At 67.7% G+C, this 26,181-nt stretch carries 21 protein-coding genes and 3 pseudogenes; 16 read left to right on the top strand and 8 right to left on the bottom strand.

Going from position 1 to position 26,181, the window contains the following annotated elements; translation table 11 throughout:
* Positions 1-306: 306 nt before the first annotated feature.
* From ABT115_RS28360 to ABT115_RS28340, 5 genes are all read right to left on the bottom strand, one after another.
* On the bottom strand, positions 307-1,326 hold the full coding sequence (locus tag ABT115_RS28360; RefSeq protein WP_351795564.1) for a DUF2599 domain-containing protein: 1,020 nt from the start codon (positions 1,324-1,326) through the stop codon (positions 307-309).
* Between the two features lie 297 nt (positions 1,327-1,623).
* On the bottom strand, positions 1,624-3,084 hold the full coding sequence (gene fumC, locus ABT115_RS28355) for a class II fumarate hydratase (protein ID WP_351795562.1): 1,461 nt from the start codon (positions 3,082-3,084) through the stop codon (positions 1,624-1,626).
* On the bottom strand, positions 3,081-4,736 hold the full coding sequence (locus ABT115_RS28350) for an NAD-dependent malic enzyme (RefSeq protein WP_351795560.1): 1,656 nt from the start codon (positions 4,734-4,736) through the stop codon (positions 3,081-3,083). The genes fumC and ABT115_RS28350 overlap by 4 nt, the downstream gene beginning before the upstream one ends.
* Positions 4,737-4,970: 234 nt before the next feature.
* Positions 4,971-5,834: an SDR family oxidoreductase gene (locus tag ABT115_RS28345; RefSeq protein ID WP_351795557.1), complete on the bottom strand. Its 864-nt coding sequence runs from the start codon at positions 5,832-5,834 to the stop codon at positions 4,971-4,973.
* A 742-nt stretch (positions 5,835-6,576) separates the two neighbouring features.
* Positions 6,577-6,783 (bottom strand): hypothetical protein, encoded by a 207-nt coding sequence (locus tag ABT115_RS28340; protein ID WP_351795598.1) that lies wholly within the window; start codon positions 6,781-6,783, stop codon positions 6,577-6,579.
* Between the two features lie 69 nt (positions 6,784-6,852).
* Here ABT115_RS28340 and ABT115_RS28335 point away from each other — a divergent pair.
* Positions 6,853-7,491: pseudogene (locus tag ABT115_RS28335) on the top strand (amidohydrolase family protein); the annotation flags it as partial.
* A gap of 109 nt (positions 7,492-7,600) precedes the next feature.
* Here the strand turns inward: ABT115_RS28335 and tnpA are convergent.
* Positions 7,601-7,849: pseudogene (gene tnpA / locus ABT115_RS28330) on the bottom strand (IS200/IS605 family transposase); the annotation flags it as partial.
* A 240-nt stretch (positions 7,850-8,089) separates the two neighbouring features.
* Between tnpA and ABT115_RS28325 the strand changes: the two are divergent.
* From ABT115_RS28325 to ABT115_RS28305, 5 genes and pseudogenes are all read left to right on the top strand, one after another.
* Positions 8,090-8,752, top strand: a complete 663-nt coding sequence (locus tag ABT115_RS28325) for a hydrolase (RefSeq protein WP_351795595.1) — start codon at positions 8,090-8,092, stop codon at positions 8,750-8,752.
* Positions 8,753-8,763: 11 nt separating this feature from the next.
* A pseudogene (locus ABT115_RS28320) lies at positions 8,764-8,922 on the top strand (DoxX protein); the annotation flags it as partial.
* A gap of 260 nt (positions 8,923-9,182) precedes the next feature.
* Entirely contained in the window at positions 9,183-9,818 is a 636-nt protein-coding gene (locus ABT115_RS28315; protein ID WP_351795593.1) for an ATP-dependent Clp protease proteolytic subunit, read from the top strand.
* Between the two features lie 7 nt (positions 9,819-9,825).
* Positions 9,826-10,134: a hypothetical protein gene (locus ABT115_RS28310; protein ID WP_351795554.1), complete on the top strand. Its 309-nt coding sequence runs from the start codon at positions 9,826-9,828 to the stop codon at positions 10,132-10,134.
* Positions 10,135-10,772: 638 nt separating this feature from the next.
* A complete protein-coding gene (locus ABT115_RS28305) occupies positions 10,773-11,246 on the top strand; it encodes a C40 family peptidase (protein WP_351795551.1) in 474 nt (157 codons plus the stop codon).
* A gap of 255 nt (positions 11,247-11,501) precedes the next feature.
* On the opposite strand, the gene ABT115_RS28300 is transcribed toward ABT115_RS28305, so the two are convergent.
* On the bottom strand, positions 11,502-12,644 hold the full coding sequence (locus tag ABT115_RS28300) for an 8-amino-7-oxononanoate synthase (RefSeq protein ID WP_351795548.1): 1,143 nt from the start codon (positions 12,642-12,644) through the stop codon (positions 11,502-11,504).
* A gap of 143 nt (positions 12,645-12,787) precedes the next feature.
* On the opposite strand from ABT115_RS28300, the gene bioB reads away from it, so the two are divergent.
* The 10 genes from bioB to mug all read left to right on the top strand — a co-directional run bounded on the left by bioB (position 12,788) and on the right by mug (position 25,343).
* Positions 12,788-13,954, top strand: coding sequence for a biotin synthase BioB (gene bioB, locus ABT115_RS28295; protein WP_351795545.1), 1,167 nt, complete (start codon positions 12,788-12,790; stop codon positions 13,952-13,954).
* Entirely contained in the window at positions 13,947-15,251 is a 1,305-nt protein-coding gene (locus tag ABT115_RS28290) for an adenosylmethionine--8-amino-7-oxononanoate transaminase (protein WP_351795542.1), read from the top strand. Before bioB ends, ABT115_RS28290 begins: the two co-directional genes overlap by 8 nt.
* Position 15,252: 1 nt before the next feature.
* Entirely contained in the window at positions 15,253-15,942 is a 690-nt protein-coding gene (gene bioD / locus ABT115_RS28285; protein WP_351795540.1) for a dethiobiotin synthase, read from the top strand.
* 79 nt (positions 15,943-16,021) lie between these two features.
* Positions 16,022-16,699, top strand: a complete 678-nt coding sequence (locus ABT115_RS28280; protein ID WP_351795537.1) for a class I SAM-dependent methyltransferase — start codon at positions 16,022-16,024, stop codon at positions 16,697-16,699.
* A 234-nt stretch (positions 16,700-16,933) separates the two neighbouring features.
* Positions 16,934-19,663 carry a SpoIIE family protein phosphatase gene (locus ABT115_RS28275; RefSeq protein ID WP_351795534.1) on the top strand — a complete coding sequence of 910 codons (2,730 nt, stop codon included), beginning with the start codon at positions 16,934-16,936 and terminating at the stop codon, positions 19,661-19,663.
* A gap of 256 nt (positions 19,664-19,919) precedes the next feature.
* Positions 19,920-21,257 (top strand): hemolysin family protein, encoded by a 1,338-nt coding sequence (locus tag ABT115_RS28265; RefSeq protein WP_351795532.1) that lies wholly within the window; start codon positions 19,920-19,922, stop codon positions 21,255-21,257.
* Positions 21,254-22,273, top strand: coding sequence for a hemolysin family protein (locus tag ABT115_RS28260; RefSeq protein WP_351795530.1), 1,020 nt, complete (start codon positions 21,254-21,256; stop codon positions 22,271-22,273). The genes ABT115_RS28265 and ABT115_RS28260 overlap by 4 nt, the downstream gene beginning before the upstream one ends.
* Positions 22,274-22,409: 136 nt before the next feature.
* On the top strand, positions 22,410-23,258 hold the full coding sequence (locus ABT115_RS28255) for an SGNH/GDSL hydrolase family protein (protein WP_351795527.1): 849 nt from the start codon (positions 22,410-22,412) through the stop codon (positions 23,256-23,258).
* 59 nt (positions 23,259-23,317) lie between these two features.
* Positions 23,318-24,760 carry an adenylosuccinate lyase gene (purB, locus tag ABT115_RS28250; RefSeq protein WP_351795525.1) on the top strand — a complete coding sequence of 481 codons (1,443 nt, stop codon included), beginning with the start codon at positions 23,318-23,320 and terminating at the stop codon, positions 24,758-24,760.
* Between the two features lie 19 nt (positions 24,761-24,779).
* Entirely contained in the window at positions 24,780-25,343 is a 564-nt protein-coding gene (mug, locus tag ABT115_RS28245) for a G/U mismatch-specific DNA glycosylase (protein WP_351795522.1), read from the top strand.
* A 217-nt stretch (positions 25,344-25,560) separates the two neighbouring features.
* Here mug and ABT115_RS28240 read toward each other — a convergent pair whose 3' ends face one another.
* Positions 25,561-25,995, bottom strand: coding sequence for a hypothetical protein (locus ABT115_RS28240; RefSeq protein WP_351795519.1), 435 nt, complete (start codon positions 25,993-25,995; stop codon positions 25,561-25,563).
* Positions 25,996-26,181 lie beyond the last annotated feature (186 nt).

Here is a 26,181-nt window from a genome sequence, read left to right as displayed (position 1 = left end):
AAAGCAACGAAGTTAATGGCATCAGTGACACCAGTGGCACCGACACCAGTAACACCAGTGAAATTCCGCAGGTGGGAGAGGTGCGTTTCCGGGGCCTTGAGGGGGTCTTCGTCGGTCTCCGAAAAAGCTGTAAGCGGCCACTCGCGGAGCGTGAAAACGGGCGCCCATGACGAGCCTCCCTTCGCCTCCTCCTGGGGCACGGAAAGGCCCCCTCCAGCGGGCTGTCGGAAAGGGTGCCGTTCACCTCGCCTCACGCGTCGACCAGACCTCCCTGCACCTGTCCTGGCGTTTTCGTTCAGCCCCTGATCAAGTCCAGTTGCACTTGTGGATCGCCACAAACAGGGCGTCCGTGGCGTACGTCCAGCTCACGTTCGGCCTGTCCGACTCCAGATCCCACGAATTGCCGGTGTTCCAGCTGCCGTCGGACTCCTGGCGCACGTACGCGGCGTGACACGCATACTGCTCACGCAGAGATTCCGCCTCGTCGGTCGTGTCCAGGCGCAGCGGATTCGGCGTGTTCGTCCACACCTCCTGCCATCCGTCGGCGGCCTTGTCGATGCCGCCCCGGAACCCGGCATCCGTCGGGAAGACCATCAGCACGAACTTGTCCGAATCCGTCGGCAGGTTCACTCGCACCCGCTTGACGAGGCTGCCCGGTGCCTCCACCTCGTAGCCGGTGCACTCGCCGCCGCAGCCCTCCGTCGCGCCGCCCGGAATCCAGAACAGCGTCGCACCCGAGGCGAACTTCTGCGTCACCAGCCGGTACGTGTGGACCTGCCCGGTGTCGACATCCGTCCACGAGCCGGTACCGTCCGTCTCGTCGGACGCCGGGTAGCCGAACGCGCTGTTCTCCCAGCCGTACTCGCCCCACGTCGCGCCGATCTTCCCCCATACCGGGTGGGCGCCGGTCGCCGCCGACCAGTACACGGTGCCGCCCTCGAACTCCTGGCGCACCCCCTTGCCGTCCGCGTTCTTCAGCTCGTCCGACTTCGGGTAGCCGAGCGCGGACGTCTCCCAGCCCATCGCCTGCCACTTGTCGCGCACCGCCCCCCATACCGGGTGGGCACCGGTCGCCGCCGACCAGTAGATCGAGCCGTCCTGGAAGTGGGTGTACCGGCCGCGCCCGTCGGGAGTGGTCATCTCGTCCGTCACCGGGCATTTCAGCGGCGAGGACACGTCACCCATCGCGATGTACTTGTCGAGGATGGCGCCGGAGACGGTCTTCCCGCAGAAGTCGCGGTCGGCTGCGGCTGCCGGGGACGACGTAAGGAAGGGGGCGGCCAGGCAGGCTGTCGCGAACAGGGCGAGTTTCCGAAGTGTTTTCACCCCGGAAAGGTACCGGGAAAAGAGGTGCGCGAGGAGAGGAAATCCGGCCGGGCTGCACCGGAATTTCCCCCTTCCTCGCGTCTCCCCAGGGCCCTGACTGCGGGGATGGAAAATACCCTTCACCAGCCTCGTGTTGTCCTCAGAGTCGGTGGCGAACGGTGAGCCGCTGGCCCTGAAGCAGGTGAGCGGCATTTTGGGAGCGGGCGGATCAGACATCTCACCGCAGCTGAGTTGGTCCGGGTATCGACGTGCCCACCGCCTCGGGCTTCTGGCACGGGCCGTCGCCGCGGCCGGAGATCAGGCTCCGGAAACGCCCTCACCGACCATGGAGGCGGGAACGACAACGGCGTCGAAGGTTCTTTCGTCGACGTGACCGCTTGCCAGGGCGGCCTCTTTGAGGGTCTGGTTGTTGGCGAGCGCCGACTCGGCGATGTGCGCGGCGTTCTGGTAGCCGATGACGGGGCTCAGCGCCGTGACCAGTATTAGGCTCTCGTTTACGTATTGCGCGATTTTTGTCCGGTTCAGCTCGGTGCCGGCGACGGAGAATTTCCGAAATTTCTCCATCCCGTCGGCAAGGATGCGTGCGGAGTGCAAGAAATTGTTGATGATCACTGGACGCATCGCGTTCAGTTCGAAGTTTCCCTGACTTCCGGCGAAGGCCACTGCAGAGTCGTTGCCGAGCACCTGGATCGCGATCATCACGATGGCTTCGCACTGGGTCGGGTTGACTTTGCCGGGCATGATCGAGGAGCCGGGTTCGTTCTGGGGAAGCAGTAGCTCAGCGAAGCCGGTGCGTGGGCCCGAGGCCAGCCATCGCATGTCGTTGGCGATCTTCATCACGGCAACGGCCAGTCCGCGCAGTGTTCCGTGTGCCCGCACCATGGGGTCCAGCGAACCCTGCGCCATGAACTTGTTTTCCGCGGTAACGAACGGCTTGCCGGTCAGTTCGGCGATCTGCGCCGCGACGTCACGGCTGAAGTTCTTCGGCGCGTTCAGTCCGGTTCCGACAGCCGTGCCGCCCAGGGCCAGCGCGAGCAGCCCCTTGCGGTTATGCTCGATCTCCTCGATGCAGGCGCGTAGTTGAGCTGCATAACCTGACCACTCTTGTCCCACGGTAAGGGGGACAGCGTCTTCGAGGTGCGTGCGGCCGATCTTCACGACCGTGTTCCACTCTTTGGCCTTTGCCTCGAGGACCGCGGCGAGGTCTCGGGCCTGGGGCAGCAGGTGGTCATCGATCTCCTGAACCGCGGCGATGTGCATCGCGGACGGGAAGCTGTCGTTGCTGGACTGCCCCATATTGACGTCGTCGTTTGGGCCGACCGGCTTCTGACTCCCGAGCGTGCCGCCGAGCAACTGCGACGCACGGTTGGCGATGACCTCGTTGACGTTCATGTTGCTTTGGGTGCCTGACCCCGTCTGCCAGACGAAGAGGGGAAAGTGCTCGTCGAGCTCGCCCTGGATGACTTCCTCCGCGGCTCGTACGATCGCCTGATTCTTCCATTCGGGCAGCCGGTTGGCGGCGGCGTTCACCAGCGCTGCCGCCTTCTTCACGTAGCCGTAGGCGTGGTAGACCTCCTTGGGCATCCGGTCGCCACCGATGGAGAAGTGGATCAGCGACCGCTGCGTCTGCGCACCCCAGTAGCGGTCCGCTGGCACCTCGACCGTGCCCATGCTGTCAAATTCTTCGCGCTGTCCATCGGCCTGGATCCCGATCGGCACTTCCTGCATCTCGGGGGCCGACTGGTCGCCCTGGCTCACTTCGCGTGCTCCACATCGCTCGTGGGATAGACCGGCTGCCACATCGCGTCCTGCACCGCTTGAATGAGGTTTTCGTGCGTCTTCGTCGCGACTCCATCCTGTGCAGCGGCGCGGGCGACGGCGACGGCGACTGTGGCCGAAGACGCCCTCAGGTTGGCAACCGGCGGCAGGAGTGAGGCCCCCGGATGGGACACATCGACCTGCCCAGCCACGGCTTCAGCAGCAGCGAGCAGCATGCCGTCGGTCACGTGACGTGCGCCCGAAACGATCGTGCCGAGGCCGAGTCCGGGATAAAGGAGCGCGTTGTTGGCCTGTCCGATCTCGTAGGAGATGCCGTTGTAGTCAACCGGTCCGACCGGGATGCCCGCCGCCATCAGCGCTCTGCCCTCCGACCAGGTAATCGCGTTAGAGGGCATGACCTCGATGCGACTCGTCGGATTTGACAGCGGCAGAAGGACCGGACGGTCCACTCCCTCGGCCAGCGCGCGCACGACGTCCTCGGTGAAGGCGTTATGGACGGTCGACGTACCGATGAGGATGGTGGGTTTGACATGCTTGATGGTGGTCAATAGCTCGATCTCACCGTCCGCCCACGCGCTCACCTCGGACTTCGGCCTCGCGTACGCCCGCTGGTAGTCAGGCAGGTCCGCCATGTCGTCGGTCACGAGGCCATGGACGTCGATGAGCCAGATGTTGCTCTTGGCCTGTGCGGGGGTGGCGCCGTCACGCACCATCGCAGCGTGGATCTGGTCGGCCATGCCAGTGCCAGCGGTTCCCGCTCCGAAGACCACCAGTCGCTGCTCGGACCAGCGTGCCCCTGTGACCTTCAGGGCGGAGAACACCGACGCCATGACGATCGCCCCGGTGCCCTGCATGTCGTCATTGAAGATCCGGTACGTGTCCGCGTTCTCCACCAAGATCCGCCGGGCGTTCGACGGCCCGAAGTCCTCGAAGTGCAGCAGCGCGTTCGGGAACAAATCGGACACGGTCTGGAGATAGAGGGCGATGAAGTCGTCGTACCGCTTACCGGTCACCCGAGCATGCCGGTTGCCCAGGTAGGGCGGGCTGTTGAGCAGCTGCTCGTTGTCTGTCCCGACATCAAGGTTCACGGCGATGACCCGGTTCGGGTCGATGCCAGCTGCGGCCGTATAGACGGCGAGCTTACCGATAGAGATGTCGGTCCCGTTGACGCCCCAGTCCCCGATTCCCAAAATCTCCTGAGCATCGGAGACAACGATCAGATCGACGTCGTCTGCACCAAGGCCGAGCGACTCGAATGATGCTTTCACGTCCTCGGGGCGGTTAATTGACAGGTATACCGCGCGTGAGTCGCGGTAGTCCACGGACCATTGCTGAATCGCGTCACCCACGGTTGGGTCATACACAACGGGCAGCAACTCGTCGAGGTGGTCGGCGAGCAGCTTGAAGTACAGCACCTGGTTCCGGTCGTGAATCTCATTGAGGTAGATGTACTTCTGCAGATCGGACGATTTCTGCTTGAGCTGTGCGTAGGCCCGGTTGGCCTGTCCCTCGAGGGTCTCAACGGCGGCCGGCAGCCGCCCGGTGATCCCGAGTTTCGCCCGCTCCTCCAGCGTGTAAGCGGTGCCGCGGTTTCGGTAGCGATCCTGCAGGACGGTCGGTTCGACAGGCATGGATGCCCTTTCGGCAGGTTTCGAGCATTGACGCTGTGCGCTAGCCCGGGCAGGGCTCCGCAGGGCTCCCTCTGAATATCGGGAGCCGCCACTGTCTTCCCCCCCGTCCAACGACTGCTGCTGCGTATGAGCAGGCGAAAAGTTCGCGCTATGCCCGGGCACAAGCGTGATGACGAGGCGCGCGTCAGCTGCGTACGACTCCAGCACTCAGGACGAACGCTCGCGATCACGGAATCAGCTTGTGACGAGGGTCTCGGGCTGCATCTCGTAGGAGTGCTGGATGGCTTGATGCCGCGTCCCGAGGCCATCCGTAACCTTGCGCTCCCAGGGGACCTGCTGGAGTTGCTTGGTCTCTTCGAGCATCGATGCTGGTTCCAGATTCCGGAAGCGGTCGACCTCTCCGGCCGCGACAGCGGTCAATGTCGCATAGACCGCTTCAGGATCGAACTGCGCTCGGGGAAAGGCGAGCTTGGAGTAGTCGAAGAGCCGCTGCGAGGAGTCGTCCTCCCAGCTTTCCCAGGTCTGGAACATGCGGTCGTTGAAGCCGGTCAGGAACGGCCCCGGGTTGACGGTGGCCACCTCGATGTTGTGCTCCTGCAGCTCGTAGGCCATGGTTTCGGCGATCGCCTCGACCGCATGCTTGGAAGCGGAGTAGATACCTGTGAAGGGGTTGACGTTCAGGCCCTCTCGAGATGAGACCCACACGATTCTGCCGGCGCCGCGCTTGACCATCTGCTTGGCGATTCCCTGAGTGAGGAGCAGCGGGCCGGTGACGTTGACCTCGAACTGGTGACGGATGTTCGATGCGGGAATGTCAACTGTGGAGCCACCTTCGCCGACTCCTGCGTTATTCACCAGGATCTCCGCACTCCAGTCGAGAGCCTTGCGACGATCACCGCCGTTTGTGACATCAAGCTTCTCGACCTGCAGGCTCACCCCTCGCTCAGCCGCCTGCCGCTTCAGGGGCTGGACTTGAGCGTAAATCTCCACCGCGGCGATCACGTCGAAGCCCTTTTCCGCCAAGCGCATGGCGGATTCATATCCAAAGCCAGTACCTGCTCCGGTGATGAGCACCTTCTTCAGAGCACGATTCACCATGTAGATGTTCCCTTCGATTCTTTCCTATCCAATCGCCGAACACGGAGCGTCGAATTTATTTCACGTGTAGTCGGTCGAGGCAAGCAACGCGCCGCCTTTGCGGAAGTGCATTCCCTGCACGGCATCAATCCTGACCGCTGAATTCGAGGCCACATGAAGACTGCTCTCCGATCTCGATGCCACGGTGCCACGCACTCCGCCGACCCGCGATCCGAGCACGGTCCGGCCGGACCGTTCTCTTGCACCGCACGCCTCATGTAGCGCACCCTTCAGGGGTCTTGAGGAAGCGGGGCGCCCGGCCAGCACCCGAAGAAACCGGCCTCAATGATCGGATGCTCATCGGCTGACGCCAGCCATCCGTCAGGGGAATCGCTGATCCGGCACCACTCGAATGGACTTCACGCCACGGTTGTAGCCCTGGTGCAGAGTGGCCGTCCCGACCCCGTTGTTGATCACCAGCACGTCTACTACGCCTGCCACCCGCCCCCGCATCAGGGGCGGGTGACAGGCGTAGGCCGGATACGTCCGCGGCAATCCAGCCGATTACGCAATACCGAGACAGCGACAGGTCGGCTCCTATCCCAGCCCGGGTGGCACTGTCAACAGGGGGTCAAGACCAGGTGGCTCCTTGTTGAGGATGACGGCCACGTCGCGGTCGGGCAGGACTGATCAGTTGTGATCATCTGCTACGGGGCCGCTGTGCGAGCTGGTGATCTGGTGCGGTGATTCCGAAGGTGGATGGTCAGGTCCGTTCCGATGTATGTGTCCTGGATGAGCTGATCTTGCCGTACGCGGGCCTGGATGAGACCCGTACGCGGCTGGTCATGCGGGACAACTGGGCGAGCCGCTGGACGGCCGTCTGGCAGATCAACGGATCGGAGGTCGTCTGGCCGGTCAGGGACCTGGGTTCGGTGCCGGTGCTGTCGTCGAAGCCGGTCCGCGGATTCACCTGGAGGACGAAGCAGAGACATCGTCCGGGGCTGGAGTTCCTGGTCTCGACAGGGCGGAAGCACGGCCCGCGGACCAGTTCGCCGAACGCCGGATGCCTACCCCTGCGGAGCTCACCGCCGCCGCGCCCGACACACCGGTCTTCGTCCTGCACCTCTACCAGTCCGCGATCCTCAACCGGGCCGCCGTGCACGCCGGCGGGTTCACCCGGGACACCCCCGACCCGAAGGGCGGGCAGATCGTCCGCGACCGGACCGGCGAGCCCACGGCATGCTTCTCGCCGCCCCCAGCGCGCTGATCCTCTACTCCTCCCTCGCCAAGGCGCCCGCCCTCGACGAGGCCGACAAGAAGGTCTCCACCCGCCACTTCCTGCGCGAGCTGAACCGCTTCGGGCTGACCTCGGGCGTCGACGCCGCGGGAGGGTTCCAGAGCTTCCCGGAGAACTACGCCACCGTCACCGAGCTGGCCCGGGCCGGCGAGCTCAGCGTACGGATCGGCTATCACCTGTTCCCGCAGACCGCCGGCCAGGAACTCGCGGACCTGCGCCGCTGGACCGAGACCGTACGACCGGGCGACGGCGACGAGTGGTTGCGGCTCAACGGCGCCGGAGAACCTGACCTGGGCCGCCGCGGACTTCGAGAACTTCTCCGAGCCCCGGCCCGAGCTCGCTGCCGGCTACGAGAACGAGTTCGAGCAGGCGGTCCGGCTACCGGGGCTATTCGCAGTGCACCGGGCTTCAGCCCGGTGGTGAAGCGAATCTTTGGCCTGCTCTGACCTCGGCTGTGTGCACGGATCCGCACTGTTCACGCTGACCAGAGTCAGAGCGGCCGGTTCTGCTGCTCGATGTACTGCTTGACGATGCTGAGCAGTGCGCCGCCGACGGACCCGGCGAAGTACGAGCCGGACCACAGGCGCTGTGCGCGCCAGTAGTGGCGGACGAGGTCGGGGAACTCCTGGCGGAGCTTGCGCGAGGACACGCCCTTGAGGGAGTTCACCAGTTTCGAGACGGCGACCTTCGGCGGGAAGTTCACGAGGAGGTGGACGTGGTTGGCCTCGCCGTTGAACTCCACCACGCCAGGCCGATCTGCTGGCCGAGGCCGTCGCCGAGTCCGAGCAGCACCGTCACTGGCGCGTCGCCCGCGGGTCGGCTCCCGCGGAGCCGACGCCGGCTTCCGACCCGTGCTTCGTGCTGTGACGCGACACCGTGAACCCCCACAGCACTTCCCCCGCAGCCTTCACGGCCTTCGCGGCATTCCACCCCGTCCCATCCCACTGATCACCGAGAGGAACCTTTGATGACCGACTTCGTGCTCGACGTCGACTCCGTGCAGGCCGCTCCGAGCCCGGACCTGCTCACCCCCGACAACGCGATGATGCTGTTCGTCGACCACCAGCCGCAGATGTTCTTCGGCGCCGGCAGCACCGACCGGGTCGCCGTCGTCAACGCCACCGTCGGACTGGCCAAGGCCGCCAGGGTCTTCGACGTGCCCGTCGTACTGTCCACCGTCGCCGCCGAGTCCTTCTCCAGACCGATCCTGCCGCAGCTGCGCGCGGTCTTCCCCGAGCAGAACATAGTCGACCGGACCAGCATGAACGCATGGGAGGAACCAGCGCTGGTCGACGCCGTGAAGGCCACCGGACGCAGCAAGATCATCCTGTCCGGCCTGTGGACCGAGGTCTGCCTGGTCGTGCCCGCCCCCTCCGCCCTCAACCAGGGCTACGAGGTCTACGTCGTCGCCGACGCCTCCGCTGGAGTCACCCCGGCCGCCCACGAGCACGCCATGCAGCGGATGACCACGGCCGGCGTTGTGCCCGTGACCTGGCTCCAGGTCCTGTTGGAACTCCAGCGCGACTGGGCGCGCACCGAGACGTACGCCGCGACGACAGACGTAGTCAAGGAGCACGGCGGCGCCTACGGCCTGGGCGTGTTCTACGCCCACTCCATGATCGACCCGAGCGCGGCAGGCTGAGCGGAGCCGACATGGATACCGGTCTACTGATTCTCCGCCTCGTAGGGGGCCTACTGATCGCCGGACACGGCGTACAGAAGGTCAGCTTCCGCCTGGGCGGCGGCGGTCTGGCCGGCGGCACAGAGGAGTTCCGGCACGACGGCTTCCGCGGCGGGGGCACGGCCGCCGTGCCGCCGAACTGTCGACGGCCCCCACGGCTCCCCGTGGACCGCGGAGACCGCCGCCCACGGGAGCCGGACGGATCGACGCCGACGATCCGTCCGAGTGCACGGTGTTCGCCGACGCCTCCGGCTGGAAACCTGGTCACCGAGCGCCTCCAGATACGAGCACCCGTGGCGATGCACATCGCCCCCCTTCTGTACGTCCTGTACATTTTTCACAGAACCTTGTGCAGGCTCTCATGCAGACCCGGAGGAAAGGCATCGCCATGCTGTTGCGTCCCACCGCCCGTTATGTACTGCCCGAGTTCACCGAGCGCACGGCCAACGGGACCCGCACCCTCGATCCGTACTCCAAGCTGCTCGCCGAACGAATCGTCTTCCTCGGCACCCGGGTCGACGACGCCGCGGCAACCGACCTGATCGCCCAGTTCATGTACCTGGAACACGACGCCCCGGACCGGCCCATCTCGCTCTACATCAACTCCCCCGGCGGCTCGTTCGGTGCCATGTCCGCGATCTACGACACGATGCAGTACCTCACCTGCGAGGTTGAGACCTACTGCCTCGGCCAGGCCGGTTCCTGCGCGTCCGCACTGCTCGCCGCGGGCGCTCCCGGCCGGCGGCACGCGCTGCCCGGCGCCAGGGTCGTCGTACAGCAGCCCGAGCTCACCGAGCCGGTTCGGGGCCAGCCGTCCGATCTGGAGATCGAGGCACAGGAATTGGAACGGGTCCGCGAAATGATCACCACACTCTTGGCCCGTCACACGGGCCGCAGCGCCGAGCAGATCGCCACCGACACCGAACGCGACCTTATTCTCGACGCGGCGGGAGCCAAGGCGTACGGTCTGGTGGACCACATCATGGAGAACCGGAAATCGTCACTCCCGCCGCAGAACGCGAGGTGAACGCCCGGTGCAGCCACCAGAGTTGCCGACACTGCCCGCGCTGACGCGCGCCGAGGGGGAGTTCATCGACTGCTACCTCGAAGTCCTCGACCAGCTGGGCCGGATCAACCCGGCCCGCGGCAGCGACACCTACGGCGCACTGCGCGCCGCACAGGCGCTGGCCTCACGGGCGGGCGCGCTGCGGGACGCACTCGCGTTGATGCATGAGCGCGGCGAAGCACAGATCCACGCCGCCACCCTGGCGCGTGCGCTGCGCGTGCTGGACGGGGAACGGCGGGCCGGACGCCTCACCCTGCCTCCCCCTCAGGCGAGTTGATCAGCCTTTTTCGCCTCCATCCCTGACCGAGTCCGCCAACTCCCCCTGCCTTCATCCCGACGGGCTTCGCTCAACTCCCCTGCGCGACACGCCCGGCAGGCAAATCGAAATTCCTCGCTCGTTCGGCGTAGAAATTCCCCCTCGCGGGGGACATCTCCACTTGCACTCTTCCGCGAGAACAGTGAACCGGAATTCGTCGTTTCGCCCCTGGTACGAGACCGGTCCGAGCGACCGGCACGGCTTTTCGAAATCACCATTCCCACCCGAACGGGTCAGCCGTCAGGAGCCTCGCATATCGCCGTTTACCCTCAGAAATCAGGCATTCGGTGAGTCAAGATCCCTGGGACGACAAGCCCCCGCCACCGCGGCGGGGCGGTCCGGGCGGACGCCGAGTCCTGCCGCCGTCCGGATGCCTGGTCGACAGAAGTGGATCGGCAGGAGTGGAGGACCCGAGCACAACGGGTCGACCGGAACACCGGTCGACCCTCGGGGTGAAGCCGCCCAGGGCGTGTTCCGAAAGTCCCGTCTGGCCGGGGGCGGACGACGCTACTTTCGAAACACGCCCTGGGCGGCCGGGCAACTTCGCCAGCCCGAACCCGACAGGTCATCCTTCACAGGCGGCTGACGAAGGGTTGCGCATGACTGCGCAGGTTCATGTCCCGTCTCTGCTCGCCCGGGCCGGCACGGCCTCGGTTCTGACACTGGCCGCCGTCGGCGGCACCATGCTCGCCCCGGGCGCCACGCCCCAGGCCCAGGCAGCCACTCTCTCGATGAAGGCGCTCAACGTCGCCGCGTCGAAGAAGGGCTCACCGTACGGGTGGGGGGCCACCGGCCCCAACCGCTTCGACTGCTCGGGTCTGACCGTCTTTTCGTTCAAGAAGGCGGGCAAGAAGCTCCCGCGCACGGCCCAGCAGCAGTACAACAAGACCCGCCATATCCGGGCCTCGCAACGACGACGCGGTGACCTGGTCTTCTTCCATTACGGCCGCAGTATCTACCACGTGGGGATCTACGCCGGTAAGGGCAAGATCTGGCACTCGCCGAGGACTGGTGCCGTGGTCCGGCTGGAGAAGATCTGGACGAAGAGCGTCTATTACGGGCAGGTCCGCTGATGCCTGTCCGGCGGATCACGCCCGCGACCCCGGCCGCGATCCGCCGGACACGCCCTCGTCGATGCCGCTGCCCCGCTTGTCAGTCAGTGTGGCAAAGGGCCGGACACCGGCCCCGGTGCGGTGAGCCTCGCGCCGCTGCGCCGTCCGGAGACGGGCGGCTGGCCGCACGGGACTCCAAGGATGTGTCCAGGCCACCATCGCGGTCCTCCGCGGCGGCCTGGACATCTTTCGTCCCGGGCCTGCACCGGGATCCGGTCAGCTGACGGGAGCGGTGCGTCGCACGATCGCCACGGCGGTGGCGATCTGGGCCTGGGTCAGATCGGCTCGCGCGGTCAGTCGCAGCCGGGAGACACCGTCCGGCACCGATGGCGGCCGGAAGCATCCCACCGCGATTCCCGCGGTTCGGCAGTCGGCCGCCCAGCGCACTGCCGCGTCCGCCGAGGGTGCCCGCACCGAGACCACGGCAGCGTCGGGGCGAACGGCGGTCAGACCGGCCTCGGTCAGCTGCTCGTACAGATCGGTGGCGGCCGCACGGACTCTGCCGGCGCGTTCCGGCTCACGGCGGAGCAGCCGCAGGCTCCCCAGAGCGGCGCCCGCCGCGGCCGGTGCGAGGCCTGTGTCGAAGATGAACGGACGGGCCGCGTTGACCAGATGTTCGATGGCCCGGGCCGGTCCGAGGACCGCTCCGCCCTGACTGCCCAGGGACTTGGAGAGGGTGAGCGTGGTGACGATTCCCTCGCCGCCCGCGAGACCGGCGGCGGCGAGCGCACCCCGGCCACCTGCGCCCAGCACACCGAGGCCGTGCGCGTCGTCGACGAGCAGTGCGGCGCCCTCCATCCGGCAGGCGTCGGCCAGTTCGGGCAGCGGCGCGGCATCGCCGTCGACCGAGAAGACCGAGTCCGTGACCGCCAGCGCGCGTCCCTCGTGTTTCTGCAGGGCCTTGCGTACGGCATCGGGTTCGGCATGCGGCACGACGGCGGTCTCGGCCCGGGAAAGTCGGCAACCGTCCACGATCGAGGCGTGGTTGCCGGCGTCGGAGACGATCAGCGAGCCGCGACCGGTGAGCGCGGTGAGGGCGGCGAGATTTGCCGCGTAGCCCGATGACAGCACCAGGGCCGCCTCGAAACCGCAGAAGTCAGCCAGTTCGCGTTCGAGTTCGGCGTGCAGTGCGGTGGAGCCGGTGACGAGGCGTGAACCGGTCGCCCCCGCGCCCCACCGGTGCGCGGCCTCGGCCGCGGCAGCGGTGATCTCGGGGTGCCGGGCCAGGCCCAGATAGTCGTTGCTCGCAAGGTCCAGAAGTTCTGGTTCGGCGGGCCGGGGGCGGAGCGTGCGGACGAGTCCGGCGTCCGCGCGGCGGCGCGCCTCGTCATCGATCCAGTCGAACGGAGCGAAGGACATGAGCGGTCCCTTTTGTAGGCAGCTTACAGAGACTAGCCGGGGGCGCAGCAGGTCATGGTGTGGCAATACACACACCCTTCGACGAGCTCTGTTGTCCGGTTCCTCCTTGGCTGCGGGCCACGCCTTAGGCGAGGATCAACGTCATGGACCTCCTGAACACGCTGGTGGACAAGGGGCTGCGGCGCGAGCTGCCGACCCGCGAAGAAGCACTCGCCGTACTGGCGACCTCGGACGACGATCTGCTCGAAGTGGTGGCCGCGGCCGGAAGGGTGCGCCGTCAGTGGTTCGGGCGGCGCGTGAAGCTCAACTATCTGGTCAATCTGAAGTCCGGGCTCTGCCCCGAGGACTGCTCGTACTGCTCGCAGCGGCTCGGGTCGAAAGCCGAGATCCTCAAGTACACCTGGCTGAAACCGGACGAGGCGTCGAAGGCCGCCGCCGCCGGGGTGGCGGGCGGCGCCAAGCGGGTGTGTCTGGTGGCGAGCGGTCGCGGTCCGACGGACAGGGATGTCGACCGGGTGTCGGAGACCATCGAGGCGATCAAGGAGCGGCACGAGGGCATCGAAGTGTGCGCCTGCCTCGGTCTGCTCTCCGACGGACAGGCCGACCGGCTGCGGTCGGCGGGCGCCGACGCGTACAACCACAACCTCAACACGTCCGAGGAGACGTATGGGGACATCACCACCACCCACACCTATGCGGACCGGGTGGAGACCGTGCAGCAGGCTCAGGCCGCCGGGCTCTCGGCGTGCTCCGGGCTGATCGCCGGGATGGGTGAGAGCGACGCCGATCTGGTCGATGTCGTCTTCTCGCTGCGCGAGCTGGACCCGGACTCGGTGCCGGTGAACTTCCTGATTCCGTTCGAGGGCACCCCGCTGGCCAAGGAGTGGAACCTCACCCCGCAGCGGTGTCTGCGCATTCTGGCGATGGTCCGATTCGTCTGCCCGGATGTGGAGGTGCGGCTCGCGGGCGGGCGTGAGGTGCATCTGCGCTCGATGCAGCCGCTGGCCCTGCACCTGGTCAACTCGATCTTCCTGGGCGACTACCTGACCAGTGAGGGACAGGCGGGGCAGGCGGATCTGGACATGATCGCGGACGCCGGTTTCGAGGTGGAGGGAGCGGGGACGACGACGCTGCCTGCGCACCGTGCGCGGGAAGGTGGCGGCTGCGGTTCGCACGACGGCGGGTGCGCACCCTGTGGCGACGCGCCCGCGGAAGCCGCTGCCGGGCCCAGCGAGATCCCGGCTGCCCGCCAGGATCTGGTGGCGGTCCGCCGTCGCGGCGCAGGTACGGATCTCGCCCCCAATGCCTGAGGCCCTTTCCCCGGCCGAGCTGCGGTTCCTGGACCGGGCCCACGTCTGGCATCCGTACGGCCCGATGCCGGGGCGTCAGGAGCCGCTGCTCGTGGAGTCCGCGTCCGGAGTACGGCTCCGGCTGGCCGAACCGGCCCACGGACAGCACGAGTTGGTCGACGGCATGTCGTCCTGGTGGTCGGCGGTGCACGGCTACAACCACCCGGTGCTCAATGAGGCGGCACGCGGTCAGCTGGACCGGATGAGTCATGTGATGTTCGGCGGGCTCACCCATGAGCCCGCCGTGCAGCTGGCAACCCGGCTGGTCGAGATCACCCCGGAGCCGCTGCAGCATGTCTTCCTCGCCGACTCCGGGTCGGTGTCGGTCGAGGTCGCGGTGAAGATGTGTCTGCAGTACTGGCGCTCGGCCGGGCGGCCGGCCAAGCAGCGGCTGCTGACCTGGCGCGGCGGCTATCACGGGGACACCTGGCACCCGATGTCGGTGTGCGACCCCGAGGGTGGCATGCATGAGTTGTGGTCGGGCGTGCTGCCCCGGCAGATCTTCGCGGACGAGCCGCCGGCCGGCTTCGACGCGGAGCCGGATGCCGCGTACGTACAACACCTGTGGGGACTGATCGCGGAGCACGCCGACCGGCTGGCCGCGGTGATCGTGGAACCGGTGGTGCAGGGCGCGGGCGGGATGCGGTTCCACTCCTCCGCCTATCTGCGGGTGCTGCGCGAGGCATGCGATGCGCATGACGTGCTGCTGGTGTTCGACGAGATCGCCACGGGTTTCGGCCGTACAGGGAAGCTGTTCGCCGCGGAGCATTCGGGGATCTCGCCCGACGTCATGTGCGTGGGCAAGGCGCTGACCGGCGGGTATCTGACGATGGCGGCGACGCTGTGCACCTCGCGAGTGGCGGAGGGCATCTCGCGCGGCGAGGTGCCGGTGCTGGCGCACGGGCCTACGTTCATGGGCAATCCGCTCGCCTGCGCTGTGGCATGCGCCTCCATCGACCTGCTGCTCGGCCAGAACTGGGAGAAGGAGGTCGAGCGGATCGGCGGCGGGCTGCGGGACGGTCTCGCCCCGGCTGCGGAGCTGCCCGGGGTTCGGGATGTGCGGGTGCTGGGCGCGATCGGTGTCGTACAGCTCGATCACGAGGTGGACATGGAGCCCGCGACCCAGGCGGCGGTACGGGAGGGTGTGTGGCTGCGTCCGTTCCGCGATCTCGTCTACACGATGCCGCCGTATGTGACCGGTGACGAGGATGTGGCGCGGATCTGCCGCGCCGTGTGCGCGGCTGCGCGGGAGGGCTGAGATGACGGTTCTGGTGGTGACGGGTACGGGCACGGAGATCGGCAAGACGGTCGTGACCGCGGCTGTGGCGGCGGCGTGCCGGGATCGCAGCGTCGCGGTGCTCAAGCCCGCTCAGACGGGGCTGGCTCCCGGCGAGCCCGGCGATGCCGCCGAGGTCGCGCGGTTGGCGGGGGGCCATGTGACCGCGGTCGAACTGGCCCGGTTCCCTGAGCCGTTGGCACCTGCCACGGCCGCCCGCCGGGCCGGTCTCCCGCCGGTACGGCCGTACGAGATCGCCGAGGCGGCCGAGAAGCTGGCGACCGGACACGATCTGGTGCTGGTCGAGGGTGCGGGCGGACTGCTCGTACGGTTCGACGACGACGGCGCGACCCTGGCAGACGCGGCACGACTGCTGGGCGTACCGGTCCTGGTCGTGGCCCCGGCCGGACTGGGCACGCTCAATGCCACCGCGCTGACCTCGGAGGCCTTGCGTGCCCGGGGGCTGGAGTGCCTCGGTGTGGTGGTGGGCAGCATGCCCGCCGAGCCGGACCTCGCGGCGCGCTGCAATCTGGAGGACCTTCCGGTGGCTGCTGGCGCCCCGCTGCTGGGTGCGGTGCCGGCCGGTGCGGGAACGCTGGCGCCGGCCGACTTCCGTGCACGGGCCGGGAGTTGGCTGGCTGCGCAACTGGGTGGGAATCGGCCGGCCGATTGAGCCTCTGAGTCGCGCGTGACGGGGGAGAATCGAAGTAGCCGTACCTTTCCGGTCGAGCGTCGTGTCGAGGAGGTCCGTCATGCGTCTGCGCAGCACGAAGATCCCGGAGGACACGGTGCACCACCCCGTCTTCGCCCGGTTCTACGCCCGGATGAGCGTGGCCGCGGAGACCGGGGCGGGGCTGGCCGCAGTGCGCTCGGAGCTGCTGGCCGGTATGTCCGGCCGGGTCATCGAGATAGGTGCGGGCAACGGCCTGAACTTCGCGCACTACCCGCCCGCGGTGTCGGAGGTGGTGGCCATCGAACCCGAGTGCAGCCTGCGGCAGTTGGCGGTCCGGTCGGCGCTGCGTACCAGAATTCCGGTGGATGTGGTGCCGGGCACGGCGGAAGCCCTGCCGGTGAAGAGCGAGGCGTTCGACGGGGCCGTCACATCGCTGGTGCTGTGCACCGTACGGAATGTGGAACGTTCGCTCGCGGAAATCGCAAGGGTGCTGCGGCCCGGCGGCGAGCTGCGCTTCTTCGAGCATGTGCGGGCCGATGACCGGGCCATGGCAGCGACCCAGCGGGCGCTGGACCGTACGGTCTGGCCGCTGGTGACGGGCGGGTGCCACACGGCACGCGACACCCTGGCCGCCATCGAAAGGGCCGGTTTCATGGTGGAGACCTACCGCAGGGTCAGAATGCCCGACTGGGGAATCCGGCTGCCCACGTCCGCATGTGTGCTGGGTGTGGCGCGCCGGCCGACCGTGGTCGACTGACGTATTGGTCCGCCACCGTGTACCGGCGGTGTCACAGACTCCACTGGCGTAGTTCGTCGGCGATGCCCCGGACGTCCGACTTGCCCTCCTTCACCAGACGGGGCTGCCGAAGATCTCCAGCATGCAGTGGCCCCTCGGAAGTCGCTTTCGACAGCCACGTGCTCCCGCCCGAAGAGGTCCCCTGACCAGCCTCGCCTGACGCGCCGTCGACCTTGCGGTGTTAGAAAGGGCAATGTGGGTAAACGTTTCGGCCGATTCCGGAACGCACCGGTTCGGTCACTCACGGACAAACACCCTCGGAGCCTCGCCGGGCAGGTCTTCGCCCTGCAGGTGGCTGTGGTGGTGCTGCTCGTGGCTGCCGCGGTGCTGGCGCTCTTGCTGCAGTCCCGGCACGCCAGCAACGCGGAGGCGAGAAACCGTTCGATTGCCGTCGCAGAGACGTTCGCGCACTCACCGGGCACCCTGACCGCACTGAAGGCACCCGATCCCTCCAAGGTGCTCCAGCCCCTCACCGAGGCGACGCGGAAAGCGAGCGGCGTCGACTTCATCGTGGTGATGAATACGAAGGGGATCCGCTACACGCATCCCCAGCCGAAGCAGATCGGGAAGAAGTTCGTCGGCGTCATCGGGCCATCGCTGGCCGGCCAGGTGTACACCGAGACCGTCAACGGCCCGCTCGGCCGGGAGGAGCAGGCGACCGTCCCCGTCTTCGATCACCAGCACAAGGTCGTGGGCCTGGTGTCTGCGGGCATGAGGGTCAATAACGTGACCAGCGTGGTGTCCCGGCAGATTCCGATCATCCTCGGCGCTGGAGCGGCAGCGCTCGCCATGGCCACGGCCGGGACGGCGCTGGTGACCAGGCGGCTGCAGCGGCAGACCCACCGCTTGGGTCCCGCCGAGATGACTCGCATGTACGAGCATCACGACGCAGTACTGCACGCCGTACGCGAAGGCGTGCTCATCGTCGGCAACGACGGTCGGCTGCTACTGGCGAACGACGAGGCCAGACGGCTTCTGGATCTGCCGCACGACGCCGAGGGGCAGCACATCTCGGACCTGTCCGGCCTTGATCCCGGCACGGTGGAGCTGCTGACCTCGGGCCGCGCGGCTACGGACGAGGTGCACCTTGCGGGAGACAGGTTGCTCGCGGTGAACCAGCGGCCCACGGATCGTCACGGTGGCCCAAAGGGGACGGTCGCGACCTTGCGTGACTCCACAGAGCTGCGAGCGCTGTCCGGAAAGGCGGAGGTCGCCCGCCAGCGGCTGAGACTGCTGTACGACGCCGGGCTCGGCATCGGTACCACCCTGGACGTCGTGAGTACGGCCGACGAACTGGCGAAGGTCGCGGTCCCCCGGCTGGCCGACTTCGCCACAGTCGATCTGGCCGACCCGGTCCTGCACGGGGACGAGCCGACCAGTACGGGCGCGGACATGCGCCGCACCGCCATCCAGGGCATCCGGGACGACCATCCCCTCTATGAACGCGGCCGCCTGATCGACTTCCTCCCCTCGACTCCGCAGGCACAGGCCTTCAGCAGCGGCCGGGCGGAGCTGGTGCCCGACCTGTCCGCCGCACCGGGCTGGCTTGCCCAGGATCCGGAGCGGGCACACAGGATCGTCCAGTACGGCATCCATTCGCTCATCACGGTGCCCCTCCAGGCCCGGGGTGTCATCCTGGGCATGGCCAACTTCTGGCGCTCGGAGAAGCCCCAGCCGTTCGAGGAGGACGACCTGTCCCTGGCCGAAGAACTGGTCACCCGGGCGGCGGTCAGCATCGACAACGCCCGCCGCTACACCCGCGAGCACGCCATGGCCGTGACTCTGCAGCGCAGCCTGCTCCCGCGGGCCCTGCCCGAGCAGAGCGCCCTCGAGGTCGCCCATCGATACCTGCCCGCGCTCTCCGGGGTGAGCGGCGACTGGTTCGATGTGATTCCGCTCCCTGGCAGTCGGGTGGCGCTGGTCGTCGGGGATGTCGTAGGCCACGGCCTGCACGCAGCCGCCACAATGGGACGGTTGCGGACGGCCGTGCACAACTTCTCCACACTCGATCTGCCGCCCGACGAGATCCTCGGCCACCTCGACGACCTGGTCGGGCGCATCGACCAGGAGGAGGTGGAGACGGCCGCCGGTGCGCTGGTCACGGGCGCCACCTGCCTGTACGCGATCTACGATCCCGTCTCCCGGCACTGCGCCATGGTGCGGGCCGGGCATCCCATGCCCGCCCTGGTCCAGCCCGACGGCAGTGTGTCGTTCGCCGATCTGCCGGCCGGGCCGCCACTGGGCCTGGGCGGCATGCCGTTCGAGACCGCGGAACTGGAGCTGGCAGAGGGCACGCAACTCGTCCTCTATACCGACGGGCTCATCGAGGACCGCACCCGGGACATCGACGTGGGGATGGAGCTGCTGCGTCAGGCGCTGGCGTCCCATCCCGACCGGTCGCCGGAGCAGAGCTGCCAGGCAGTGCTCGACGAGCTCCTGCCCGATCGGCCGAAGGACGATGTGGCGCTGCTCATCGCCCGCACACGGGCGATCCCTCCCGACCACGTCGCCGACTGGGACGTGCCGTTCGATCCCGCCGCTGTGGCGGGGATGCGCGCCACCGTGACAGAGAAGCTCGACGACTGGGGTCTGTCCGAGCTTGGGTTCGCCATGGAGCTGGTGCTCAGTGAGCTGATCACCAACGCCATCCGTCACGGTTCCCCACCGGTCACGATACGTCTGCTGCACGACCGCACCCTGACCTGCGAGGTGGCCGACAGCAGCAGCACCTCGCCCCATCTGCGGTATGCCGCCGCGATGGATGAAGGAGGCCGCGGCCTGTTCCTCGTCGCGCAACTGGCCGAACGCTGGGGCACCCGCTATACCCCCCAGGGAAAGGTCATCTGGGCAGAACTGTCGCTGCCCCGACCCGACGGGAGCCTGGACGGCACAGCGTTCTTGAACATCCTTGACGCGGAACTCTGACGAACGGGCACATCACACGTGGGCTGCAGGTGGCTACCACCGCGAGGATCACTGGCGGCGTCGGGTAGAGCCACTCGCAGGCTGACGCGATCACCCGAAAGGGCGGACGACTTTGCTGATCCTTTACGATGGGTGGTCTCCTGACCGATCCTTCCGAAAGGTGTGAGCGTCCGCCCATGGGCGAGCCTCCCAGTAGAAACCGCGGACATCGAGCGATTCTCCTGCCCCTGCCCGATCATGGGACGGAGGTGAACCGATGACCGAAGTGCTTTTGCTGCTCGTGGCGGTATTGCTCTCGCTCGCCTGCGGCGGCTTCGTCGCGGCTGAATTCTCTCTGACGACCGTCGAGCGCGGTCAGCTCGAACGGGCTGTCGAGCAGGGTGAGCGCGGCGCGGCGAGCGCCATGAAGGCCGTACGCAGCCTCACCTTCCAGCTCTCCGGCGCACAGCTCGGCATCACCGTCACCAACCTGGTGGTCGGCATGCTCTCCGAACCGTCCATCGCGAAGCTGATCCGTGGTCCGGTGGAGGCCGTGGGCCTGCCCCCCAGCGTGGCGTCCCCGCTGGCCCTCGTCCTGGGAACCGCGCTGTCCACCGCATTCCTGATGGTCGTCGGCGAACTCGTCCCGAAGAACTGGGCGATCTCCTCCCCGCTCGCCGTAGCGAAGGCCGTGGCGCCCCCGCAGCGGGCCTTCACCGCCGTCTTCCGGCCGTTCATCAGCCACCTCAACAACACCGCGAACCGGATCGTGCGCCGCTTCGGCCTGGAACCGGCCGAGGAACTGGCCTCCGCCCGCAGCCCGCAGGAGCTGGTGGCGCTGGCCCGGCACTCGGCGAAGGCGGGCGCGCTGGAGGCGGACACCGCGGAACTGTTCGTCCGCACCCTCAACCTGGCGGAGCTCACGGCCGAGAACGTCATGACCCCGCGGGTGCAGGTCACCGCGCTCGAGGTACAGGCGACTGCCGAGGACGTCGCGAACGCCACCCGGGCGACCGGGCTGTCCCGCTTCCCCGTCTACCAGGGCAGCCTGGACACCGTCGTCGGCGTGGCACACATCAAGGACGTGCTGGCCATCCCGGCCGAGCAGCGGCCCCGTACACGCGTCTCGGAGATGCTGCGCGACCCGCTGCTCGTGCCGGAGACCCTCACCGTGGACCGGCTCCTGGACCGGCTGTCCGGCAAGCTCGCCATGGCCGTCGTCATCGACGAGTACGGCGGGACGGCCGGCGTCGTGACTCTGGAGGACATCGTCGAGGAGGTGGTCGGCGAAGTGCGCGACGAGCACGACCCGCACGAGACGCCGGAGCTGGCACCGGCGGGCGAGGACGCCGACGGACGGACCCTGTGGTCGGCCGACGGCGCCGCCCGCCTCGACCAGCTGAAGAGGATCGGACTGCGGGTGCCCGACGGGCCGTACGAGACACTCGCCGGGCTTGTCGCCACCGAAGTCGGCCGCATCCCCGCCGTCGGTGATTCGATCGAGCTGGCCGGCTGGCGGGTCGATGTGGTGGACGCCGCCGGGCGCCGTGCCGCACGGGCCCTGTTGCATGCGCCGCTGCCCGGCAACGACGAACAGACGCAGGACGCACGATGACCGCCGTACAGCTCTTCATCGGACTGATGACCCTGGTGGTCAACGCTTTCTTCGTTGCCGCGGAGTTCGCGCTGATCTCCGTACGCCGCAGCCAGATAGAGCCGGCGGCCGAGAACGGCAACCGGCGGGCGCGAAGCGTCATCTGGGGACTCGAACACGTATCCGCGCTGCTCGCGGCGGCGCAGCTGGGCATCACCCTCTGCACGCTGGTCCTCGGTATCGTCGCCGAACCGGCGATCGCGCATCTGCTGGAGCCCGTCTTCAACACGGTGGGTGTGCCGCAAGGACTGATCCATCCGATCTCTTTCGTGATCGCGTTGTCCGTGGCGACGTATCTGCACATGCTGCTCGGAGAAATGGTGCCGAAGAACGTCGCCCTGGCCGAGCCCGTACCGGCAGCGCTGCTGCTCGGACCGCCGCTGGTGACCCTTGCCAGGGCGCTGCGCCCGGTGATCTTCGCCATCAACGCCTTCGCCAACACGCTGCTGAAGCTCCTGCGGGTCGAGACCAAGGGCGAGGTGTCCGCCACGTTCTCCGACGATGAACTGGCCCGGCTGGTGAAGGACGCCGGGGACGCCGGGCTGGTCGACGACCGCGCGGCCGAGCGGCTGCACCACGCCCTTGAGCTGGGCCGTCGCCCGGTGCGGGATGTGGTGATGCCGGTGGAGCGCGTGGTGTACGCGAGGATCGGGACGACGCCGGAACAGCTGGAACAGCTCTCGTACGAGACCGGTTTCTCGCGTTTCCCGGTGATGGACAGCGAGAAGCGGATCCTGGGCTACCTCCACGTGAAGGACGCCCTGGACGCCGCACCACGCGATGTGCCGTTCCCCATGACGGCAATGCGGCCGATCGCCCGGGTGCGCGCCGCCACACCGCTCGACGACGCGCTGACCGCGCTGCGACGCAGCCGCACACATCTGGCGGCGGTTCTGGACGAGGACGATCGACTGGCCGGAATGGTCACGATGGAGGACGTGCTGCGCGAACTGGTGGGCCGACCGCAGGCTCGCTGATCGGTGAGGGCCGCTGGCCTGCGGCTGGCTCTGAACCGACCGAGCACGCGACCGTCGGCCGCGCACTGCCACGCTCGGTACCTGGCCGACGTCTTCTGGGAGAGATCGGACCCCACCGCGATACGATCCCATGGCCATGGAAATGAATGCCCCCTACACCAGTCTTGTCGCGGTCGGCGACTCATTCACCGAGGGCATGTCGGACCTGCTGCCCGACGGCTCGTACCGGGGGTGGGCCGATGTCCTCGCCGGACGGCTCGCGGCCCGTACCCCGGGATTCCGCTACGCGAATCTCGCCGTGCGGGGCAAACTGATCGGCCAGATCGTCGACGAGCAGGTTGATGCGGCAGCCGCCATGCAGGCCGATGTCATCACGCTCGTCGGCGGTCTCAACGACACACTGCGGCCCAAGTGCGACATGGGCATGGTCCGCGGACGACTCGAAGAGGCCGTGGAACGTCTCGCGCCCTCGTGCAGGAAGCTTGTGCTCATGCGCAGCCCCGGTCGCAACGGCCCGGTGATGGAACGCTTCCGTCCGCGGATGGAGGAGCTGTTCTCGCTGGTCGACGAGTTGGCGACCCGCCACGGAGCATCGGTCGTCGATCTGTACGGAGCCCCGGCCCTGGGCGATCCTCGCCTGTGGGACGTCGACCGGCTGCATCTGACGGCCGACGGGCACCGCAGGGTGGCGGAGGCGGTCTGGCAAACGCTGGGGCTGCCGCCGGAGAACGACTGGCGGACGCCGCTCCCGACCGCCGTACCTCCGAAATGGGCGATACGACGCGTCGACGACCTCCGCTTCGCCCGCCGTCACCTCATGCCGTGGATCGGCCGACGTCTGACCGGCCGCTCGTCCGGGGACGGGCGGACGGGCGCCCAGTACAGCGCCGAACTGGGGAGGGCGTTCTGGGTCACTCCCGAGGATGCCCGCGACCCCGGCCCGGTGGCGACGTGGCTCCAGGTGAATACGACCCCGCTCTCGTAGCAACCCACAAAACGGGCCGCGGCGCTGGCCTGCACAAACCGCCAGTAGAATCTGGACACGTGACTGCTGTGTCTGCGAAGCCTCGCATCCCCAATGTCCTGGCCGGCCGCTACGCCTCCACGGAGCTGGCCGTCCTCTGGTCCCCCGAGCAGAAGGTGAAGCTGGAACGCCAGCTGTGGCTGGCGGTGCTGCGCGCTCAGAAGGACCTCGGGATCGAGGTGCCGGACGCCGCCCTCACCGATTACGAACGTGTCGTCGACCAGGTCGACCTGGCCTCGATCGCCGAGCGCGAGAAGGTCACCCGTCACGACGTCAAGGCCCGGATCGAGGAGTTCAACGCCCTCGCCGGCCACGAGCAGGTCCACAAGGGCATGACCTCCCGTGACCTCACCGAGAACGTCGAACAGCTTCAGATCCGGCTCTCCCTGGAGCTGATGCGCGACCGCACGGTGGCCGTCCTGGCCCGGCTCGGCAAGCTGGCGGGCGAATACCGCGAGCTGGTCATGGCCGGCCGCTCCCACAATGTCGCCGCGCAGGCGACCACGCTCGGCAAGCGCTTCGCAACCGCGGCAGACGAACTCCTGGTTGCCTACGGGCGGCTTGAGGACCTACTGGGCCGCTACCCACTGCGGGGCATCAAGGGCCCCGTGGGCACGGCCCAGGACATGCTCGACCTGCTGGGCGGCGACGCCGGAAAGCTCGCCGAGCTGGAGCAGCGCATCGCCGGGCACCTCGGTTTCGCACAGGCCTTCACATCAGTCGGCCAGGTCTACCCGCGCTCGCTCGACTACGACGTGGTGACGGCACTGGTGCAGCTGGCAGCCGCGCCCTCGTCGGTCGCGAAGACGATCCGTCTGATGGCCGGGCACGAGCTGGTGACCGAGGGCTTCAAGCCGGGTCAGGTCGGCTCGTCCGCGATGCCGCACAAGATGAACACCCGCTCCTGCGAGCGCGTCAACGGCCTGATGGTCATCCTGCGCGGCTACGCGTCGATGACCGGCGAACTGGCCGGCGACCAGTGGAACGAGGGCGATGTGTCCTGCTCCGTGGTCCGCCGCGTGGCGCTCCCCGACGCGTTCTTCGCATTCGACGGTCTGCTGGAGACCTTCTTGACGGTGCTCGACGAGTTCGGGGCGTTCCCGGCCGTCGTCGCTCGTGAGCTGGACCGCTACCTGCCGTTCCTCGCCACGACCAAGGTCCTGATGGGTGCGGTGCGCGCCGGTGTCGGCCGTGAGGTCGCCCACGAGGCGATCAAGGAGAACGCGGTCGCCTCGGCCCTGGCCATGCGTGAGCAGGGCGCCGAGCGCAACGAGCTGCTCGACAAGCTGGCTGCCGACGAGCGCATCCCGCTGGACCGCGTACAGCTGGACGCACTGATGGCCGACAAGCTCTCCTTCACGGGAGCGGCGGGCGACCAGGTCACCGCGCTGATCTCCCGCATCGAGGAGATCACCAAGCAGCACCCCGAGGCCGCCGGATACACGCCGGGCTCCATCCTCTGACAACCGCCACCACAGCCGGATGGCACCCGAAGAGCCCCAGGCCGCCCGCGACAGCACCGTTTCCGATGTGGTCGCGGGCGGCCTGCGTGTGCTGTTCTGCGGGATCAACCCGAGCCTGATGACAGGGGCAACGGGCCACCACTTCGCCCACCCCGGCAACCGCTTCTGGCCGGTACTCCACCGGTCCGGCTTCACCCCTCGGCAGCTGAAGCCGGCAGAACAGACCGAACTGCTGCGCTACGGCCTGGGCATCACCAATGTGGTCGCCCGGGCCACCGCACGGGCGGACGAGCTGTCCACCGAGGAGTTCCGCGAGGGCGGACAGATCCTGGCAGCCAAGGTCGAGCAGCTGCAACCGATGTGGCTGGCAGTCGTGGGGGTCACTGCGTACCGCACCGCCTTCGGCAAACGAACCGCCCGGATCGGTCCGCAGGACCACACGATCGGCGGCGCCCGCGTCTGGGCCCTGCCCAACCCCAGCGGCCTCAACGCACATTGGACGATTCAAACCATGGCGGAGGAGTACGGACGCTTCCGCACCTCTGTCGAGTACGACGGCATCAGCACCACCGAAGGATCCTGACCCCCCGGCGCCTGTACGGCGGCTCGACGCCGATGGCCGTCCGGTCGTCGCTGTCGTTGTGTCCGTGGCAGCAGGCTGGTCCCTGACCCATCACGGCGAGCGGCGGCGGGGCCGTCGCGTCGGGTTGGTGACAGGGCCCGTCCGCACGAGGCGGATACCGAGCCGGACACAGCGGACGGCTCTCGCTTCCGTCTCAGCGGGCAGCAGCCTGCTCATGTCACGGCGGATCAATCTCCGTCACCACAACGCTCAACTCGCAACCGGGGCCTTCTTCCGCCAGGTAGAGCCCCATCGCAACCCATCGGTCCTCGATCTGCCAGAGCTGGAGGTACTCGCAGCCCGCAACCGTCTCGGCCCACGCCTCCGGAACCTCCTCACCCGCCATCATCCGCTCCTGCGCTGTCCACAGGCTGACCGTCTGCGGCTCGCCCCAGCGGCCGGTGAGCAGCGTCAGCAGCGCGTCATGCTCTGCGAGGCACTGGGTCCGGTGCTCCAGTCGCCCTACCTCGTCGTCCCAGTGCTCGATGTCCGCGTGCAAGGACGCTGTGTGATAGCCGGGCCCGCTGACTTCCGAGCCTGATCGTATGCGCTCCGCGGGAAATTTCCGGGTGCGCATCCCGTCGATGAGGCGGAGGTGATGTGCGGTGGTCATCGGATTCCTCCGTGGATACTCCGCCCTTCAGGGCGGAGAGGAAACGGACTCCTGCGGAGCAGGGCGAGGAGCGGAGTTTCGCCTCCGGGGCGAAAGGCCGTGCTGTGACCCGCAGATTTGACCTTAAATCGAAGCGTCTCTAGTTTGTGAGCGTGACCACGAGCTGTGTGAAGCGGGCGTTCAAGT

The organism is Streptomyces sp. NPDC001832, assembly GCF_040297265.1.
Lineage (GTDB): Bacteria > Actinomycetota > Actinomycetes > Streptomycetales > Streptomycetaceae > Streptomyces.
Note: the sequence above shows the minus strand (reverse complement) of the source record. Positions and strands in the feature narration are given on the sequence as shown.

Coding starts and splice junctions, on each gene's coding strand:
- ABT115_RS28290 (WP_351795542.1), top strand. CDS start 13,947: ATGCCTGAGGCCCTTTCCCCGGCCGAGCTGCGGTTCCTGGACCGGGCC.
- mug (WP_351795522.1), top strand. CDS start 24,780: ATGGCACCCGAAGAGCCCCAGGCCGCCCGCGACAGCACCGTTTCCGAT.
- ABT115_RS28280 (WP_351795537.1), top strand. CDS start 16,022: ATGCGTCTGCGCAGCACGAAGATCCCGGAGGACACGGTGCACCACCCC.
- ABT115_RS28260 (WP_351795530.1), top strand. CDS start 21,254: ATGACCGCCGTACAGCTCTTCATCGGACTGATGACCCTGGTGGTCAAC.
- ABT115_RS28345 (WP_351795557.1), bottom strand. CDS start 5,834: ATGGTGAATCGTGCTCTGAAGAAGGTGCTCATCACCGGAGCAGGTACT.
- ABT115_RS28255 (WP_351795527.1), top strand. CDS start 22,410: ATGGAAATGAATGCCCCCTACACCAGTCTTGTCGCGGTCGGCGACTCA.
- ABT115_RS28300 (WP_351795548.1), bottom strand. CDS start 12,644: ATGTCCTTCGCTCCGTTCGACTGGATCGATGACGAGGCGCGCCGCCGC.
- ABT115_RS28240 (WP_351795519.1), bottom strand. CDS start 25,995: ATGACCACCGCACATCACCTCCGCCTCATCGACGGGATGCGCACCCGG.
- bioD (WP_351795540.1), top strand. CDS start 15,253: ATGACGGTTCTGGTGGTGACGGGTACGGGCACGGAGATCGGCAAGACG.
- ABT115_RS28350 (WP_351795560.1), bottom strand. CDS start 4,736: ATGCCTGTCGAACCGACCGTCCTGCAGGATCGCTACCGAAACCGCGGC.
- bioB (WP_351795545.1), top strand. CDS start 12,788: ATGGACCTCCTGAACACGCTGGTGGACAAGGGGCTGCGGCGCGAGCTG.
- ABT115_RS28265 (WP_351795532.1), top strand. CDS start 19,920: ATGACCGAAGTGCTTTTGCTGCTCGTGGCGGTATTGCTCTCGCTCGCC.
- ABT115_RS28305 (WP_351795551.1), top strand. CDS start 10,773: ATGACTGCGCAGGTTCATGTCCCGTCTCTGCTCGCCCGGGCCGGCACG.